At 70.1% G+C, this 17,665-nt stretch carries 15 protein-coding genes; 10 read left to right on the forward strand and 5 right to left on the reverse strand.

What is annotated here, in order from left to right; genetic code table 11:
- Nucleotides 1-404 precede the first annotated feature (404 nt).
- Both gltB and ABZ693_RS25310 read left to right on the forward strand, forming a co-directional pair.
- Nucleotides 405-5,000: a glutamate synthase large subunit gene (gene gltB, locus ABZ693_RS25305; protein WP_359881405.1), complete on the forward strand. Its 4,596-nt coding sequence runs from the start codon at nt 405-407 to the stop codon at nt 4,998-5,000.
- Nucleotides 4,993-6,453: a glutamate synthase subunit beta gene (locus tag ABZ693_RS25310; protein ID WP_359881407.1), complete on the forward strand. Its 1,461-nt coding sequence runs from the start codon at nt 4,993-4,995 to the stop codon at nt 6,451-6,453. The genes gltB and ABZ693_RS25310 overlap by 8 nt, the downstream gene beginning before the upstream one ends.
- A 141-nt stretch (nt 6,454-6,594) precedes the next feature.
- On the opposite strand, the gene ABZ693_RS25315 is transcribed toward ABZ693_RS25310, so the two are convergent.
- From ABZ693_RS25315 to ABZ693_RS25325, 3 genes are all read right to left on the reverse strand, one after another.
- Entirely contained in the window at nt 6,595-7,611 is a 1,017-nt protein-coding gene (locus tag ABZ693_RS25315; RefSeq protein WP_359881410.1) for a hypothetical protein, read from the reverse strand.
- 52 nt (nt 7,612-7,663) lie between these two features.
- Complete coding sequence (locus ABZ693_RS25320; RefSeq protein ID WP_359881412.1) at nt 7,664-8,584, reverse strand: immunity 49 family protein; 921 nt, start codon at nt 8,582-8,584, stop codon at nt 7,664-7,666.
- Between the two features lie 101 nt (nt 8,585-8,685).
- Complete coding sequence (locus ABZ693_RS25325; protein WP_359881415.1) at nt 8,686-9,708, reverse strand: helix-turn-helix domain-containing protein; 1,023 nt, start codon at nt 9,706-9,708, stop codon at nt 8,686-8,688.
- A 695-nt stretch (nt 9,709-10,403) separates the two neighbouring features.
- Here ABZ693_RS25325 and ABZ693_RS25330 point away from each other — a divergent pair.
- The 6 genes from ABZ693_RS25330 to ABZ693_RS25355 all read left to right on the forward strand — a co-directional run bounded on the left by ABZ693_RS25330 (nt 10,404) and on the right by ABZ693_RS25355 (nt 15,722).
- The gene (locus ABZ693_RS25330; RefSeq protein WP_359881418.1) at nt 10,404-11,201 is read left to right on the forward strand and encodes a C39 family peptidase; all 798 of its coding nucleotides are present in this window, start codon (nt 10,404-10,406) and stop codon (nt 11,199-11,201) included.
- Nucleotides 11,202-11,370: 169 nt separating this feature from the next.
- A complete protein-coding gene (locus tag ABZ693_RS25335; RefSeq protein ID WP_359881420.1) occupies nt 11,371-12,381 on the forward strand; it encodes a hypothetical protein in 1,011 nt (336 codons plus the stop codon).
- A 417-nt stretch (nt 12,382-12,798) separates the two neighbouring features.
- Nucleotides 12,799-13,677, forward strand: coding sequence for a proline-rich domain-containing protein (locus ABZ693_RS25340; RefSeq protein ID WP_359881422.1), 879 nt, complete (start codon nt 12,799-12,801; stop codon nt 13,675-13,677).
- A gap of 175 nt (nt 13,678-13,852) precedes the next feature.
- Nucleotides 13,853-14,638, forward strand: a complete 786-nt coding sequence (locus ABZ693_RS25345; protein ID WP_359881425.1) for a hypothetical protein — start codon at nt 13,853-13,855, stop codon at nt 14,636-14,638.
- A 169-nt stretch (nt 14,639-14,807) separates the two neighbouring features.
- Nucleotides 14,808-15,188 carry a VOC family protein gene (locus tag ABZ693_RS25350; protein ID WP_359881427.1) on the forward strand — a complete coding sequence of 127 codons (381 nt, stop codon included), beginning with the start codon at nt 14,808-14,810 and terminating at the stop codon, nt 15,186-15,188.
- Between the two features lie 102 nt (nt 15,189-15,290).
- The gene (locus ABZ693_RS25355; protein ID WP_359881429.1) at nt 15,291-15,722 is read left to right on the forward strand and encodes a hypothetical protein; all 432 of its coding nucleotides are present in this window, start codon (nt 15,291-15,293) and stop codon (nt 15,720-15,722) included.
- Between the two features lie 253 nt (nt 15,723-15,975).
- Here ABZ693_RS25355 and ABZ693_RS25360 read toward each other — a convergent pair whose 3' ends face one another.
- Nucleotides 15,976-16,215 (reverse strand): hypothetical protein, encoded by a 240-nt coding sequence (locus ABZ693_RS25360; RefSeq protein ID WP_359881432.1) that lies wholly within the window; start codon nt 16,213-16,215, stop codon nt 15,976-15,978.
- Nucleotides 16,212-16,469 carry a hypothetical protein gene (locus ABZ693_RS25365; protein WP_359881435.1) on the reverse strand — a complete coding sequence of 86 codons (258 nt, stop codon included), beginning with the start codon at nt 16,467-16,469 and terminating at the stop codon, nt 16,212-16,214. The genes ABZ693_RS25360 and ABZ693_RS25365 overlap by 4 nt, the downstream gene beginning before the upstream one ends.
- A 95-nt stretch (nt 16,470-16,564) precedes the next feature.
- Between ABZ693_RS25365 and ABZ693_RS25370 the strand changes: the two genes are divergently transcribed.
- Both ABZ693_RS25370 and ABZ693_RS25375 read left to right on the forward strand, forming a co-directional pair.
- Nucleotides 16,565-17,404 (forward strand): helix-turn-helix domain-containing protein, encoded by an 840-nt coding sequence (locus ABZ693_RS25370; RefSeq protein ID WP_359881438.1) that lies wholly within the window; start codon nt 16,565-16,567, stop codon nt 17,402-17,404.
- Complete coding sequence (locus ABZ693_RS25375; RefSeq protein WP_359881441.1) at nt 17,401-17,607, forward strand: DUF397 domain-containing protein; 207 nt, start codon at nt 17,401-17,403, stop codon at nt 17,605-17,607. The genes ABZ693_RS25370 and ABZ693_RS25375 overlap by 4 nt, the downstream gene beginning before the upstream one ends.
- The last annotated feature ends 58 nt before the right edge of the window (nt 17,608-17,665 follow it).

Here is a 17,665-nt window from a genome sequence, read left to right on the forward strand (position 1 = left end):
ATCCCGTGGGCGCCCCGGCAGACCCCTGATCGACCCCCGAGGAACATCCCTGGATGTTCCGGATCCTCGGATCTCCGGATCCCTGGTTCCTCGTGCCTCCGTGGATATCGCGGATTCCGTGGATACCCCTCGGCAACCCCGTGGCGTCCCCGCACCGGTGCCCACGCTGTACTTCCGTACCCCCGAAACCGGGCCGAAGGCGGGCTGAAGTCGGGCGGAGCCGGGCCGAAGCCGGCCCTCCGTCGGCCCCGCGCCCAGCCCGCACGGCACCTGCGGTGTCCGCATAGTGGAATCCATTTTCCACCTTGCGAGATTCCGGTCATTATGTAACTGCATGAAATTTCGCGGAGGGCCAACGTCGTCCCTCGGCTGCTGCCTATGCCACGACGACGACGGGAGAGCCGATGCGTACCGACGCCTGGTCACCCCTGGACGGTCGCCCCGCCCCCCAGGGGCTGTACGACCCCCGTAACGAGCACGACGCCTGCGGCGTCGGGTTCGTGGCCACCCTCACCGGTGTGGCCGACCACGAGCTGGTCGAGCAGGCGCTGACCGTCCTGCGCAATCTCGAACACCGCGGTGCCACCGGCTCCGAGCCCGACTCCGGTGACGGCGCCGGCATCCTGCTCCAGATCCCGGACGCCTTCCTCCGCGAGGTCGCGGGCTTCGCTCTCCCCGAGGCCGGCGCGTACGCCGTCGGCATCGCGTTCCTCCCCGCCGCGGACCCGGCCCCGGCCGCCGCCCGCATCGAGACGATCGCCGCCGAAGAGGGCCTGACCGTACTCGGCTGGCGTGACGTCCCCGTCAGCCCCGAGCTGCTCGGCGCCTCCGCCCGTGCCACCATGCCCGTCTTCCGCCAGCTCTTCGTCGCCGACAGTGCCATCGGAGAGGCCCCCGTCACCGGCATCGCCCTCGACCGCAAGGCCTTCGTCCTGCGCAAGCGCGCCGAGCGTGAGACCGGGACGTACTTCCCGTCCCTCTCCGCCCGCACCCTCGTCTACAAGGGCATGCTGACCACCGGCCAGCTGGAGCCGTTCTTCCCGGACCTGTCCGACCGCCGCTTCGCCACCGCGATCGCGCTGGTCCACTCCCGGTTCTCCACCAACACCTTCCCGAGCTGGCCGCTCGCCCACCCATACCGCTTCGTCGCCCACAACGGCGAGATCAACACGGTCAAGGGCAACCGCAACTGGATGACCGCCCGCGAGGCCCAGCTCGCCGGCGACGCCTTCGGCACCGGCGCCGACGGCCGCGGCATCGAGCGGATCTTCCCGGTCTGCACCCCGGACGCCTCCGACTCCGCCTCCTTCGACGAGGTCCTGGAGCTGCTCCACCTGGGCGGCCGTTCGCTGCCCCACGCCGTCCTGATGATGGTCCCCGAGGCCTGGGAGAACCACACCTCCATGGACCCGGACCGGCGCGCCTTCTACCAGTACCACTCCACCCTGATGGAGCCCTGGGACGGCCCGGCCTGCGTCACCTTCACCGACGGCACCCAGGTCGGCGCGGTCCTCGACCGCAACGGTCTGCGCCCCGGCCGCTACTGGGTCACCGACGACGGTCTCGTCGTCCTCTCCTCCGAGGTCGGCGTCCTCGACATCGACCCCGCCCGGGTCGTCCGCAAGGGCCGCCTCCAGCCGGGCCGCATGTTCCTCGTCGACACCGCCGAGCACCGCATCATCGAGGACGACGAGATCAAGGCGGGCCTCGCCGCCGGTCAGCCGTACGCGCAGTGGCTGGAGACCGGCGAGATCGAGCTGTCCGACCTGCCCGAGCGCGAGCACATCGTGCACACCCACGCCTCGGTCACCCGCCGCCAGCAGACCTTCGGGTACACCGAGGAAGAGCTGCGCGTCATCCTCGCCCCGATGGCCCGCACCGGCGCGGAGCCGATCGGTTCCATGGGTACGGACTCGCCGATCGCCGCTCTCTCCGAGCGCCCGCGGCTTCTCTTCGACTACTTCACCCAGCTGTTCGCGCAGGTCACGAACCCGCCGCTGGACGCCATCCGGGAAGAGCTGGTCACCAGCCTCCGGTCCTCCCTCGGCCCGGGCAGCGACCTGCTCGACCCGACCGCCGCGTCCTGCCGCAGCGTCACCCTGCCGTTCCCGGTCATCGACAACGACGAGCTGGCCAAGCTCATCCACATCAACGCCGACGGCGACATGCCCGGCATGAAGGCCGTCACGCTCTCGGGCCTCTACCGGGTCTCCGGCGGCGGCGACGTGCTTGCCGCCCGCATCCGTGACATCTGCGCCGAGGCCGACACGGCGATCGACGGCGGCGCCCGGCTCCTCGTCCTGTCCGACCGGCACTCCGACGCCGAGCACGCGCCGATCCCGTCGCTGCTGCTCACGGCCGCCGTCCACCACCACCTCATCCGCACCAAGCAGCGCACCAAGGTGGGCCTGCTGGTCGAGGCCGGCGACGTCCGCGAGGTCCACCACGTGGCCCTGCTCATCGGGTACGGCGCCGCCGCCGTCAACCCGTACCTCGCCATGGAGTCCGTCGAGGACCTGGCCCGGGCCGGCACGTTCATCGACGCCGCGGACGTCGAGCCCGAGCAGGCCATCCGCAACCTCATCCACGCCCTCGGCAAGGGCGTCCTGAAGGTCATGTCCAAGATGGGCATCTCCACCGTGGCCTCCTACCGCGGCGCCCAGGTCTTCGAGGCCGTCGGCCTCGACACCGCCTTCGTCGACACGTACTTCAACGGCACCGCCACCAAGATCGGCGGCGCCGGCCTCGACGTCGTCGCGCAGGAGGTCGCCGCCCGCCACGCCAAGGCGTACCCGGCCTCCGGCATCGCCCCGGCGCACCGCGCGCTGGAGATCGGCGGCGAGTACCAGTGGCGTCGCGAGGGCGAGCCGCACCTGTTCGACCCGGAGACCGTGTTCCGGCTCCAGCACGCCACCCGCACCAAGCGGTACGACATCTTCAAGAAGTACACGGGCCGGGTGAACGAGCAGTCGGAGCGCCTCATGACGCTCCGCGGCCTGTTCGGCTTCGCCGCCGAAGGCCGTACGCCGGTGCCGCTCGACGAGGTCGAGCCGGTCGCCGACATCGCCCGCCGCTTCTCCACCGGCGCCATGTCGTACGGCTCCATCTCCCGCGAGGCCCACGAGACCCTCGCCGTCGCGATGAACCGGCTCGGCGGCAAGTCGAACACCGGCGAGGGCGGCGAGGACCCCGACCGTCTGTACGACCCGGAGCGCCGCTCCGCGATCAAGCAGGTGGCCTCCGGCCGCTTCGGCGTCACCAGCGAGTACCTCGTCCACGCCGACGACATCCAGATCAAGATGGCCCAGGGCGCCAAGCCCGGCGAGGGCGGCCAGCTGCCCGGCCACAAGGTCTACCCGTGGGTCGCGAAGACCCGGCACTCCACCCCGGGCGTCGGCCTGATCTCCCCGCCGCCGCACCACGACATCTACTCCATCGAGGACCTCGCCCAGCTCATCCACGACCTCAAGAACGCCAACCCGGACGCCCGCATCCACGTGAAGCTGGTCTCCGAGGTCGGCGTCGGCACCGTGGCCGCGGGCGTGTCCAAGGCCCACGCGGACGTCGTGCTCGTCTCCGGCCACGACGGCGGTACGGGCGCCTCCCCGCTCACCTCGCTCAAGCACGCGGGCGGCCCCTGGGAGCTGGGCCTCGCCGAGACCCAGCAGACGCTGCTGCTCAACGGTCTGCGCGACCGGATCGTCGTGCAGACCGACGGCCAGCTGAAGACCGGCCGCGACGTCGTCATCGCCGCCCTCCTCGGCGCCGAGGAGTTCGGCTTCGCCACCGCGCCGCTCGTCGTCTCCGGCTGCGTCATGATGCGCGTCTGCCACCTCGACACCTGTCCGGTCGGCATCGCCACCCAGAACCCGGTGCTGCGCGACCGCTTCGCCGGCAAGCCCGAATTCGTCGTCAACTTCTTCGAGTTCATCGCCGAGGAGGTACGCGAGCTCCTCGCCGAACTCGGCTTCCGTACCCTGGAGGAGGCCGTCGGCCACGCCGAACTCCTCGACACCAGCCGGGCCGTGACCCACTGGAAGGCCCAAGGGCTGGACCTGGAACCGCTGTTCCACGTCCCCGACCTGCCCGACGGCGCGGTCCGCCACGCCCTCGTCCCGCAGGACCACGGCCTGGAGAAGGCCCTCGACAACGAGCTGATCGAGCTCGCCGCCGAGGCCCTGAACGCCGACTCCGCCGCGGCCGCCCAGCCCGTCCGCGCCCAGGTCGCCATCCGTAACATCAACCGCACCGTCGGCACCATGCTCGGCCACCAGGTCACCAAGCGCTTCGGCGGCGCGGGCCTGCCCGACGACACCGTCGACATCACCTTCACCGGCTCCGCCGGCCAGTCCTTCGGCGCCTTCCTGCCCGCCGGCGTCACCCTGCGCCTGGAGGGCGACGCCAACGACTACGTCGGCAAGGGCCTGTCCGGCGGCCGGATCGTGGTCCGCCCGGACCGCGGCGCCGAGCACCTCGCCGAGTACTCGACCATCGCGGGCAACACCCTCGCGTACGGCGCGACCGGCGGCGAGATGTTCCTGCGCGGCCGCACCGGCGAACGCTTCTGCGTCCGCAACTCCGGTGCCCTGGTGGTGGCCGAGGGCGTCGGCGACCACGGCTGCGAGTACATGACCGGCGGGACGGCCGTCGTCCTCGGCGAGACCGGCCGCAACTTCGCGGCCGGCATGTCCGGCGGCGTCGCCTACGTCGTCGACCTCGACCGCGACCGCGTCAACCCCGGCAACCTCGCGGCCGTCGAGACCCTGTCCGACACCGACGCGGCCTGGCTGCACGACGTCGTACGCCGCCACCACGAGGAGACCGGCTCGACCGTCGCGCGGAAGCTGCTCGACGACTGGAGCGCGGCCGCGGCCCGCTTCAGCAAGATCATCCCCACCACGTACAAGGCCGTGCTCGCCGCCAAGGACGCCGCCGAGCTCGCCGGTCTCTCCGAGGCCGAGACCACCGAGAAGATGATGGAGGCGGCGACCCATGGCTGACCCCAAGGGCTTCCTGACCACCGGGCGCGAGGTCGCGCCGACCCGGCCGGTGGAGACGCGCGTCAAGGACTGGAACGAGGTCTACGTCCCCGGCTCCCTGCTGCCGATCATCGGCAAGCAGGCCGGCCGCTGCATGGACTGCGGTATCCCGTTCTGCCACAACGGCTGCCCGCTCGGGAACCTCATCCCCGAGTGGAACGACTACGCCTACCGCGAGGACTGGGCCGCCGCCTCCGAGCGGCTGCACGCCACCAACAACTTCCCCGAGTTCACCGGCCGGCTGTGCCCCGCGCCCTGCGAGGCGGCCTGCGTCCTCGGCATCAACCAGCCGCCCGTCACCATCAAGAACGTCGAGGTCTCCATCATCGACCGGGCCTGGGACGCGGGCGGCGTACGGCCGCAGGCCCCCGAGCGCCTGTCCGGCCGGACGGTCGCCGTCATCGGCTCCGGCCCGGCCGGCCTCGCCGCCGCCCAGCAGCTCACCCGGGCCGGCCACACGGTCGTCGTGTACGAGCGGGCCGACCGCATCGGCGGCCTGCTGCGTTACGGCATCCCCGAGTTCAAGATGGAGAAGCGGCACATCAACCGCCGTATCGAGCAGATGCGCGCGGAGGGCACCAAGTTCCGCACCGGCATCGAGATCGGCCGCGATCTCACCGCCACCGACCTGCGCAAGCGCTTCGACGCCGTCGTCGTCGCCGCGGGCGCCACCACCTCCCGCGACCTGCCCGTCCCGGGCCGTGAACTGCGCGGTGTGTACCAGGCGATGGAGTACCTGCCGCTCGCCAACAAGGTGCAGGAGGGCGACTACGTCACCACCCCCCTGTCCGCCGAGGGCAAGCATGTCGTCGTCATCGGCGGCGGCGACACCGGCGCCGACTGCGTGGGCACCGCCCACCGCCAGGGCGCGGCCTCCGTCACCCAGCTGGAGATCATGCCCCGGCCGGGCGAGGAGCGGAACGCCAACCAGCCGTGGCCGACCTTCCCCATGCTCTACAAGGTCACCTCGGCCCACGAGGAGGGCGGCGAGCGGGTCTACTCGGTCTCCACCACCCACTTCGAAGGCGACGAGGACGGGAACGTGCAGTTCCTGCACCTCGTCGAGGTCGAGTTCACCGACGGCAAGCTGGTCCAGAAGCCGGGCACCGAGCGGAAGATCCCCGCCCAGCTCGTCACCCTCGCCATGGGCTTCACGGGCACGGACACCGCCAACGGTCTCGTCGCCCAGCTGGGTCTGGAACTGGACGAGCGCGGTAACATCGCCCGTGACGCGGACTTCGCCACCAACGTCGATGGCGTCTTCGTCGCCGGCGACGCCGGCCGCGGCCAGTCGCTCATCGTGTGGGCCATCGCCGAGGGCCGTTCCGCCGCCCGCGCGGTCGACCGCCACCTGACCGGAGCCAGCTCCCTGCCGGCCCCGATCCGCCCGACGGACCGGTCGCTGACGGTCTGACCCCCCCTGAACGTCCCGTACAACGACGTACGGAACCGAGCGCGGCGCTCGCCCGAACTGTCCCCGACCAAGGACGACCTGGGTGGGCGCCGATGCTTTGTCGTGTGGGTGAACCGGCGCGGGTGAACCGGCGCTCGTGGACTACTGCATGCTCATCCGGTGCGGGTGGGCGGGATCGGCGGGGCAGACGAAGGCGCGGTACTCGCCGTCGCGGCCGACCTGGATCCCGGTCGTCCCCTTCGGGAGCGGGTACGGCTCCCAACTGCCGTTCGGCTCGCACGACTCGTACGAGTCGATGGTCAGCAGCACCCTCATCTCCGTCCCGCACGCGTCGCAGAACACCCGTACCAGATCGGTCTTGTGCCAGGAGTCCCAGCCGCCGACCTTCCAACCGGGCGCGAGGGACAGGTCGTACTGGTACCCGGGCGCCAAGTCGCCCATCCGCGCGACGAGTTCGTCCTCCCAGGCGTCGATACGCGCGCCGAGCCCGGTGGGCAGATAGTCGAGGTACGGGTAGTCGGTCACCTGCTCCGGGTGCACGACGCACGGCTCCGGGAGGTAGTACGTACGCTCGACGACGCCCGGCTCGGGCTGGACGCGGAGGGGATCGGCCACGTCGCCCGCCCGCCGCCACACCAGCCGGGTGGACGGCCCGAAGTGGCTGGACGTCCCGTCGTATCGGTGCTCGTAGAACGGGCACCACAGCACCTGGAGCAGATCCGTCCCGGGCGGGGCGAACAGCGCCAGGTCCGGGACATCCCGTACGTACAACTGGGCCGGCGCGAGCAGCGGCAGCGGCCCGCCGTCGTGACGGTCGGGCTGGTGGCCGGTGCGGGTCAGCTCGTCGATCTCGGCCCGTTCGGCGGCGGTGTAGCCGTACCCGCCGTCCGCCGCCCGCGGCCGCGTCCGCACCTCGTCCAGGAGACGGCGGTGGCGCCGGACCCGCTCCGGCGCGATCCCGCGCTGCCCCGGCCCGTGCTCCTCGCACACCGGCCACGCCTCACCCGCCGGCCACAGCAGCGGCCCGCCCACCGAACTCTCCCCAGCCGCCGGCGCGCCGGGCCGCGGGTGGAGCCGGGTGGCGGTGCGGGCCCAGGAGGCCAGCTCGGGAAAGGGGACGGTGACGTCGAGGGGCCGGTACGGGGTGAGGTGGGCCATGGCGTCGACCGTACGGGCCGGACGGCGCACCGTCCTCCGGGTTTCGGGCCCGCTACCGCGCGGGCCGCACCAGCGCGTCGGGCAGGTAGCCGGACCGGAGGCCCAGGTCCCAGTCGTGGGCGCGACCGGCGAGGACGGCCAGTGCGACGGTCCCCACGGGCAGCAGGCTCCGGACGACGGGGTCGGCGGTGAGGCTCTCGCGATGTGCCACGAGCCGTTCCTCAAGAGCCTGCTCGAAAGCGGCCTGGTCGTCGTCGAGCAGGACGCGCAACAGCCGCTGGTCCGGCGAGAGTTCGCCGACCGCGTCGAGCCCCTCGGCGGCGCGCTCCCGCTCGGCGGCGTCCGGCTTGGCCAGCGGTGTCGGGCCGGGGACGGCGCCGGGGTAGCGCCCCTCGACGACGGTCAGATAGCAGGCCAGAGCGTCCATCTCGGCGAGCTCGGCCGGAGTCGACAGCGCCTCCCGCTTCGAGTACGGAACCCCGTCGCGAATGGCGGGCGCGTAGTCCTCGTGCAGCAGCGGGCCGATCACCCGGGCCCGCTCGTCTATGAGCCCGCTGACGACGGACCACGCGAACGCGTCGAGCCACATCCGGGCGTCGGTCGCCGGGTGGGCCGGCTCCCACGTCTCGTCGTACACCTGCTCGTCGCTGCCGAGCTCCTCACCCGCGAGCGGGAGGGGAACCAGGAAGTCGCCGTCGGGGAAGCAGGCCAGGCTCAGCACGCCCAGGGCGCACTCGGCGGCGGTCTCCAGGGCGGGGCGCACGTCGGGCGCCCGGAGCCCGGGGTCGGACAGGGTGCGCGCGGCGAGGTGGTCGGCCAGTTCCACGCCCAGTTCCCGGAGCCCGCGCCGCAGCGGGACATCGCCGTACCGCATGCTGTGCCACCAGCCGAAGGCCCGGCCCCGCATGTCGTCGAGGGCCTCCTTGACCCGTCGTTCCGAGACCTCGTGGCGGGCTACTTCCTTGATCGTCATGAGAGCCATCCTGACAGCGGCCACTGACAGCGCGGACCGGCCGCCCCCACCCGTCACGCGCGTACCGTCCGTGACGGGGCATGGCCTCAGGAGTCTCGTCGTTACGCGGGAAGTTCTAACTCGCTGTTGATGGCGCCGACTTGGAAGGGTCTCGACGACTTCCTGCGGTAGTCCGTGGGGGTCATGCCGTAGGCGTCGCGGAACGCTCGGCTGAACGCGGCCGCGTGACTGAAGCCCCGCTGGGCGGCGATGACCCGCACCGGCACCCTCTGGTTCAGAGGGTCTGCCAAGTCCCGGCGCGCTCGGGCGAGTCGCTGCCGCTGCAGGAAGCCGGCGACCGTCGCGCCGTTTCCCTCCAGTTGGAACAAGCGGTGGAGGTAGCTGACGGAGATGTGGTGCGCGGCGGCGATCGCGGGGACGTCCAGCTGGGGGGCGTCGGCGTTGTCACGTATGAAGGCCATGATGCGGAGCGTCAGGGTGCGCCGGTGGGTCTCGGGGGGCAAGGACCGGTCGGCATCGAGGACACCGGCGAAGAGCGAGGCGACGAGGTCGGCGAGCACCGCGCTCAGGCGCGGGGCGTCGGCCGGTTGGTAGGAGTGACTTTCCCCCGTCACGTGGGTGAGGAACGTCGCCAGCAGGGCTCCCACTCCGGCTCGGGCCGAGATGCGCTTGCCGATGGCCTGGCCGGCGGTGCGTGAGGGCAGCGGAAGGAGTGCCTTGGGCACCTCGATTCCGATGAGTTCGAACGACCCCAGGCCGGTGTCGATTTCGAACGGGCGCGAGGTATCGCTGGTGTGGTATTCGAATGCGCTGTGCGCGATGGTGTCCCTGCCCAAAGTGACCACCCCGGCCCCGTGTTTGACGAGCGAAAGATGATACGCCTCGGGATCCGACTTCTCTATCAGTTTCGGCGTGCGGAGGAAAGTGAGAGAATCGGATTCGCATTTCAGTGGGTAGACGGTCATGTCGCCCAGTGGGATGTTGCGCTGGTTCACTCGTAAATTCGCGGAGCGCTCACTCCGCAGGTCCATGGGCGCATGCGTCTCCGACATGAGGGCCTGCCAGTACTCGAATCGGTCGGCGGGCGGCAAGTCGGCACTGCGAAACGTCATCTCGGGCAGCATGAGCGCATGTCTACAGCCGGTGGCGCGGCCCGTTCAAGGAATTCCTTGGCCTGGCCTGATTCAGGCAGGCCATAGGGGGCATAAGCGGAAATTTCCGCTGGTCGACCAGTACTTCAACATTCACCCAAGGGTGGTGGAGGGTGGCGGTCCGGTTGTGGACGGATCTGCTCCGGTGACGTGGCACATCAGGCGAGAGTGGCCGAGTGGACTCTCCGTCAAGGCACTGTGTACTTCAGGCCAACGTCCTGCCTGCTGGAATTCGGCACAATCGGTGGTGGATCAACGGGCCGAGGGGAATCCGCTCGGGGTGCTGTGGATGACAGCCGAAGCCGAATGCGTGAGACGGATTCGGCTGGGGCGGATGTTCAATGCGCGTGCGACCGACAAGAAATCGCCTGCAAGGGGGGACTCGTGAGGAAGAGTATCCGCGCTCTGTCGGCCGTCGAATTCTCCGTCACCGCAACCGGTGGGGAGATTGGTGCTCGGGCCGGCGCCCTTGACGTGCATTCGTCACACGTATCCGTGGCACGCGTCCGAAACGCGTATCCGTAACACGCGGCGCTCCAGCGCGGGTTACTCCCTTGCCCTTCCGCACCTCGGGGGCCCGGCCTCGCGGCCCTGACCGGCGACGCAGGCATGGTGCCGTCTCTCGGCGCGCTGATCCTCGCAAATCCTCCAACCATCCGAAGGACGTCATGACCATTGCAGCGAAGGCCACCACAGCAGGAGCGCTGGCCGCATTCGTACTCGCCGGATTCGTCGCCCCGCAGGCCGCCTCGGCTTCCTCCCCGTCCCCGATCGGGGGCGGCACCTTGTCCGCGCAGGAGGTCGGGGCGGCCAAGGCCGCCCACGACGACCGGAACGACAGATCCAAGGACGGCTGGGGCGGCAGGAACGCCACTGCCGCCGAACTCAAGTCGAAGGAGGCGTACATGGCGGCTCACAAGCCCAAGTCCATGGTGACCGCGACCTCCAAGATGCTCGCGAACACCCACCAGGGCCAGTGGTACAACAACTACTGCGGGCCCGCCACGCTGGTGATGGCCCTGGGCATGCGCGGGATCTGGAACTATGACCAGGGGACCTTCGCCAGCTGGATCGGCATCTCGCCAAACAACGGTGGTACCGGCGTGGACGCGATGAACAAGCAGCTGAACGACGAATCGGGTGGGTTCCCCTATGTCAGGGTCAACCTGCCCTACACCCCGACCAGTGCGGACGTCGCCGCGTTCAAGAACCGCCTCATAGGTGACACCGACGCCGGCGCCTCCCTGGTCGGCAACGCGATGGAGGTGTACAACGGCCCGCACCTCGTCGGCCACCCGAACAGCAGCACGACGATCTATCACTGGTTCCCGTTCCAGGGTTACGACGGGGACTGGGCGGCCTACCTGGACTCGGCGACCACCGTGTGGTCCAGCGTGCCCGCACGGAGCGGAATGCCCAACAGCACCCTCGTGACGATCATGGGCGGCCGTGGCTACAACTGGTAGGAGACTGCTGCTCGCGGCGGTGGGCGTGGCGCTGGCGGGCACCTTCGGGTGTTCGTCGACGCCACGCGCGTCCGAGGCGACAGCGGTGTCTCCGAATCCGAGCAGCGTGGTACCCTCCCCGCCGTCCGTATCCAGGCCCCCGGCCGCTTCCGGCAAGACCTTCTGCAGGGTGGATACCCCGGCCTCCTGGAAGCAGGCCCAGGCCGCCGGCATGCTCCAGGCGGCGCGGGACGAGTCCTTGGACCCGATGGCCGTGGCGCCCGACGGCTCCTCGGTGATCGCGGCCAGTCGGCGCGATGGTCGTGTGACCCTGGTCTGGGTGCGTGACCACGGTCGTGAGCGCACCACGATCTACACCGTCGCCGACTCCGGTCAGGGTGGCCTCGGCCTGGCCGACTTCGACGGCCGCTGGCTGGTCTTCGGTGTCCTCGCCTCGAACGATGTCGGCTCCAAGTGGGAGCTGTTCGCCTGGGACTCCCGGGCCGGCGGAGCCCCCAAGAGCATCGCGAGGACCCACGTCGGCGCCGACGGGAACCCGGTGCCCGGGCCGTTCCTGTACCCCTGGGTCGACAACGGCAAGGCGACCTGGGTGCAGGGGGTCGGCAACGGGAAGAAGGACCAGAAACTCACCGACGTCCAGCGGCAGGTCCATCTCTACGATCTCGCCTCGGGCACCGACAAGATCGTGCGCACCGGGCGCATGGCACCCTCGTTCTTCGCCGGAGACACACTGGTCTGGCCGGAGGCCTTCGCCATCGACACGCCCACGAAGCTCACCGCGGCCACCGCGGGGGGCAAGCCGGGCAGCCTCCCCGCGGCGCTGGCCGCCGCCGACGGCTCACCGGCCTCGGCGAGCGACGGAACCACCTGGGCGTGGACCGGAGTGGGCAACAAGAACCTGTACGCCTGGAGGGCCGGATGGCCGGCGCCGGTCACGGTGGTCGAGGGAGAGGCCATCGACTGGGTCCGGGTCGCCGGGGATGTGATCACCTGGACCGATCCCACCGCGACGTGGGCCGCCGACCTGCGCGGACGCGCGTACACGCGGATCACGCCGCAGTACGGCGGAAGCAACAGTCACGGGAGCGCCGTCGTCGTCTCCTATCCGGGACCGGACAAACGATCGGTCGGCTACGTGTTCACCAGTGCGGGCCTTGCCCCGCTCTCCTGCCCGCGATGAGAGCATCCACCTCATAGGTGCCTTCCGGCATCGGGCCCCCGAAGGACCGCGGCCCGAGGGCGGTTTCCAGCGGTCGCCGCCGCGCATGGTCGTGTCGATCAGGCCGTGAGCAGTCCCTGCGAAACGCTCGGCTCGGGTTTTCCAGCCGAGCGCTTCGCATGGGCGGCGGTCATCCTGACAGTGACCACCGACAGCGCGGACCGGTCGCCCAGGCCCGACGGTCAAGTACCACCCTTTATGGGGTATTTGGCGGCATGGAGGCAATGTAGGGGTCCCATACGGGCTCGGTGGCCCTCCCGTTAGACTCGCCGACGATCTTGATCGGCCGAAGCAGTGGGGGACGGCGAATTGACCGGCGGACGCGGACGTTGGCTTGGCGACAGACTGGACGCGCAGGCGTTCCTCAATCCCAAGAATGTGGCGAAGGCGGTCTTCCATCCCGCCTGGATTCCCCCGGGCGTCGACCCCACGGTCGAGTCCCTCAAGCGCGCCCGGATCATCTGCGGAACGGTCACGGCCGTCGGCGTCTACAGCTTCGTGCAGGGCGGATTCGCCTTCGACGAGATGCTGGAGAACGTCCTGACGGCCAGTCTCGTCCTGCTGGTGATCACCCCGTTGACGGTCGGCGTGATGCTCCTCGTGTGGCGGCGCCGTGCCGGGCACCTGCGTCGGATGCGTACCCCGCTGACGAACTCGCTCGTCCTGCTGCTCATCTTCATCGGCTCCGTGGCCGTGACGGTGACGAACTGGCAGATGCTGAAAGGGTTCGGCTTCCTCGTCGGGGTGCTGTCCTTCTTCGGGGGACTCTGGCTCACCGTGTTCGTGGGCGCCGGGGCCGTGTACGTGTCCGGCAACTTCTTCGGCACCGCCGTCGTCCACCGATGCCTGCCGCCACTGCTCGCCATGGTGACGACATGGCTGGTGGCGATCCCCGACCTGGTCACCGGCGACCTGCACGGCCTCAGCCTCACCCTGGGCATCGTCTTCATCCTGGGCGCGCCGGTGACGGTCACCGCCATCGCCCTGCTGGAGATGCGCCGCCTCCGGCGCCACCACGGCATCCGCCTGGGCGACCACCCGGCGACCCTGCCCGTACCGGGATCCGTTCCTCCGCCGCCCTCGTACCCGCCGTCCGGCAACCCGTACGCGGCGGCGGGGCAGCAGCCTCCGTCCGGCAATCCGTACGCGCCGGGGCCGCGGACGCCGCCCTCCGCTCCCACCGGCAACCCGTACGCGGCGGGCCGGCAGGCCGCCTCGTACCCGCCCGCCGGCAACCCCTACACGTCGGGTCACTAGGCGGTGCGTGCCGAGCCTGCCGCACCGCACCGGCCTCTCCGTCTCGCGGGAGGCCGGGACTGTCCGATGCCCCCTTGTGATGCGCGGGCGTACAACCCCGCGTGGATGCCGCCTGTCTGAAGAGTGCCGGAGGCATGAGCCTTCGGTGGCTTTCCGTACGGAGATTGGGGATCAGGTGGGGAAGCAGGTCTGGAGCGTCGTCATGGCCGGTGCCGCGGCAGCGGTGCTGACGGGCGTGGCCGCGCTGCCGGCCGGGGCGGCCACGGCGCCCGAGGGTGGGGCCGCGTTCACCAGTATCAAGGTGAACGGCGGCAAGCCGATCGTGATCGGGACGACGAAGGAGGTCGCGGTGCCCACGTCCTTCCGGTTGACGACCACGCGCACGTGGAGGTGGTCCGAGGTGTACCTGTACCGCGGCGATGCGGAGCGGTACAAGGGTGATCGGCTGTCGCACGCCATCGAGACGACCGACTGCATCAGGGTGAACTCGAACGTCTGCGACGTCGACGAGACGATGTACTTCAACCCGAGCGTGTGGAGTATGCGCAACAGCGAGGCCGGGGCCTGGAAGATCGCGGCCGAGGTGCGCTTCAACGGCGACGGCCGTGACATCGACAACAAGGATCTGACGGTCTACGTCAAGCGCAACTCCTGGCTGACCGTGAACGCCTCACCCGAGCCGGTGGCCAAGGGCGGCACCCTCACCGTGACCGGAAAGGTCACGCGGGCCAACTGGGAGACCAGGAAGTACGACTCCTACGCAGGCCGCAAGCTGAGCCTGCAGTTCAAGCCTGCCGGAGCCACCTCCTACACGTGGGTGAAGACGGTGTACTCGAACAGCAAGGGTGATCTCAAGACGACCGTGAGGGCGACCAAGTCGGGCACGTGGCGCTGGGTGTACGGCGGCAACGACACCACCGGGCCGTCGACGTCGGCCGGGGACTACGTCGTGGTGAAGTGACGTCCGCCGGGCCGGCGGGCCGGTGGTAACGGCTGCGACGGTCGAGGCGTCGGGTCCGTCGCGAGCGCGGCGGACCCGACACCTCGGGCCTTCGGCAGGCCGGACGGCAGGTCTGGCGGCGGCCGATAATCCCTGGCCGGGCCCCTTCTGGTCGGGCGATAGTGGCCGCATGTCTTCTCTCGTGCGCCACGTGACCATCGACTGTTCCGACGCCTACGCCCTGGCCTCCTTCTGGGCCGAGGTCCTCGACTCCCAGGTCTCCGACGACGACAAGCCGGGCGACCCCGAGGCCCTGGTCGACTCGCCGGGGGCCGGCCTCCTCTTCATCCAGGTCCCGGAGGGCAAGTCGGTGAAGAACCGCGTCCACCTGGATCTCAGCCCCCAGGACCGTACGCGCGACGAGGAGGTCGCACGCGTCCTCGCCCTTGGCGCCACCCTCGTCGACGACCGCCGCCGCCCGGACGGCACGGGCTGGGCCGTCCTCGCGGACCCCGAGGGCAACGAGTTCTGCGTCGAGCGCAGCCAGGCCGAACGCGACGCGGCGCGGTAGTGCGCGGTGCCGGACGCGCTCTTCCGGCCACTCCTGTGCGCTGAGTACGCGTACTCATGACCACGATGCCCGCCCCTCGCGATACTGCCGGTCCATGTCCAGTTGACCGAGGAGCACATGATGCGCGTGAGGAAGACCATGGCCGTGGCTCTGCTGGCGGCCTGCGCGATGACTGCCGTCAGTGTGGTACCCGCCGCCGCGGCGGCGACCGGGGGGCTTCTCCCTCACCCTGGGCCGGACGGCCTGGTGTGGGTGGAGGAGATGACCGGGGACGGTGGTCTCGTGTCGGGCGGGGCCTGGGAGGGGCTGCCGACCGTGCTGACCGCTGCCTGCGAAGGGGGCGGCAGCATAGACGTGACGATGGCGCAGCAGACACAGGTTGCGGCGTTCACCGTCGACTGTCCCGTGGGCGATGCGGGAGTGGGTTCGGTGACGATGGACCCGGGCGTGGTGAAGCCCGGGTCCTTCGCCGTGGGGGTCGATGCCTCCAGCGACGGCATCCGCTGGTCTCTGACGGTCACCCAGCCCGAGTAACCCCACGGTGGGTGTGCCGCGCGAAGCGTGGCACACCCTGCCTGCCTCCCACGCGTTCGAAGAATGGCGGCGCGGACGACGACCAGGCCGACAAGGACAGGGAACGGGCGGGCCTCTTCCGAAGCCGGCCGGCCCCGCTCCGCCCGGGGTGGAGAGCCGGGCGGAGCGGGAGCTCTCTAGAGCCGCGTGACGAGGGCGGCGAGGGTGGCGATCCAGGCGGAAGCGCCGATGACGGTGACGGCCGTGCGCCACATCAGACGGTCGCCGGCGGGGGAGAGCGGCGCTTGAGCGTCATCTTCGGTGGATCGTGGGGGTGGTTGCGGATCTCCACCGCGCAGTCCACGGCGGCGGACGCGTCGTGCCGCGGGCCGGTGGCGGTGTAGTGCCGGAACCAGGCGACGAGCAGTGCGCAGACCGTGCAGCCGGGGGCCGGGGCGGGGTGGTGGCGGAGTCCGTGGTCGGTGGCGAGGTCGGTGGTGGTCGTGATGGTCACGGTTTTCCCGGCGGGTAGACGGGGGTGGTGAGGGTGCGGATGCTGTCGCACTCGTTGTCGGTCGGCGGGCGGAGGTCCTCGGCTCGCGCGGTCCATTCCTTGCCGCCGCCCACAGGGCGGAGGTAGACGAGGTCGTCTTCGTGGGCCATCACCCGGCCGGGGCGAGTTGTCGCCACGCGCGTGTCGACCATGTACGACCCGATCGCGGGCATCGGCGCAGGCTGCGGGCGTGAGGGAGCGATGCGTTCGGACATCACCCGCTCCTTTCTGTAGCGAATCCACTACGAGGCGTCGCCAGAGTGGCCTACAGTCGAGAGACCTTCAACTAGCGACAGCCGAAGGGTGAGTTGTGGTCAATCTCAAGGAGTTGCAGCCGGAGAGCAGTCCCCGGGCCGCCTTCGGTGCACAACTGCGCAGAGTGCGGGAGGGCCTGGGCTGGCGGCAGGAGGATCTGTCCGACCGGATCGGGTGCTCCAGTCAGCACATCTCCGCCGTCGAAACTGCTCGCAAGCCTCCGACCCTGCCCTTCGCGCGGAAAGCGGATCAGGTCTGCGGCACCACGAACACCGTCGATTCGTTCGTGCGGGCGTATCACGAGACACGGCACGGGATCCTGCTGGAGGGCTTCCCGGAGTACGTGGCCTACGAGGCGCGCGCGGTCGAGATCCGGCTGTTCGAGATCGGCGTCATTCCGGGGTTGTTGCAGACTCCGGAATACGCGCAGGCAGTGGCCAGGGGGCGTGTGCAGCGGGGCTCCCTCACTCGGGAGCAGGCGGAGGAGGGCCTGGCGTTCCTCGCCGAGAGGCAGGAGCGGCTGAAGCAGGAGCGTCCGCCCATGCTGCTCGTGGTGATGGACGAGAGCTGCATCCGTCGCCCCGTCGGTGGCCCAGCGGTCATGGAAGCGCAGTTGCGCAGTTTGATCGAGTTCGCCGAGCTGTCCAACAGCATGCTGCAGATAGCGCCCTACGAGCTGGGCGAGCGACGGTCGTTCGACCTTCCGGTCAACCATCTGACGCTCAAGGACCGGACCATGGTGTCGTACACGGAATCCCACGCCCAAGGCTTCGTCGACCGCGAAACCGCTTCTGTCATGCCTGTCCTGACGGCCTACCATCAGCTTCAGGCCGAATGCCTCTCGCAGGCCGGCTCCGTGGCCATGATCGAGCAGGTACGAAAGGGCACCCAGTGACGACCGCATCCCCTCGATGGTTCAAGTCCTCCTACAGTGGCACCACCAGCAACTGCGTCGAGGTCGCCATCAACCTCGTCGCCTCGCACGGCACCGTCCCCGTCCGTGACTCCAAGGTCTCCGACGGGCCCTCGTTCAGCGTCTCCGCCTCCGCGTTCTCGTCGTTCGTCGCCGGTGTCAAGGGCGGCCGGCTCGGCGTGTGACCGTAAGAAGCCCTGCTCCGCCCCTGGTTCGGGGCGGAGCAGGGCCTTTTCGTACGCG

This window comes from Streptomyces laurentii (assembly GCF_040635425.1).
In the GTDB taxonomy this organism is placed as follows: domain Bacteria; phylum Actinomycetota; class Actinomycetes; order Streptomycetales; family Streptomycetaceae; genus Streptomyces; species Streptomyces laurentii.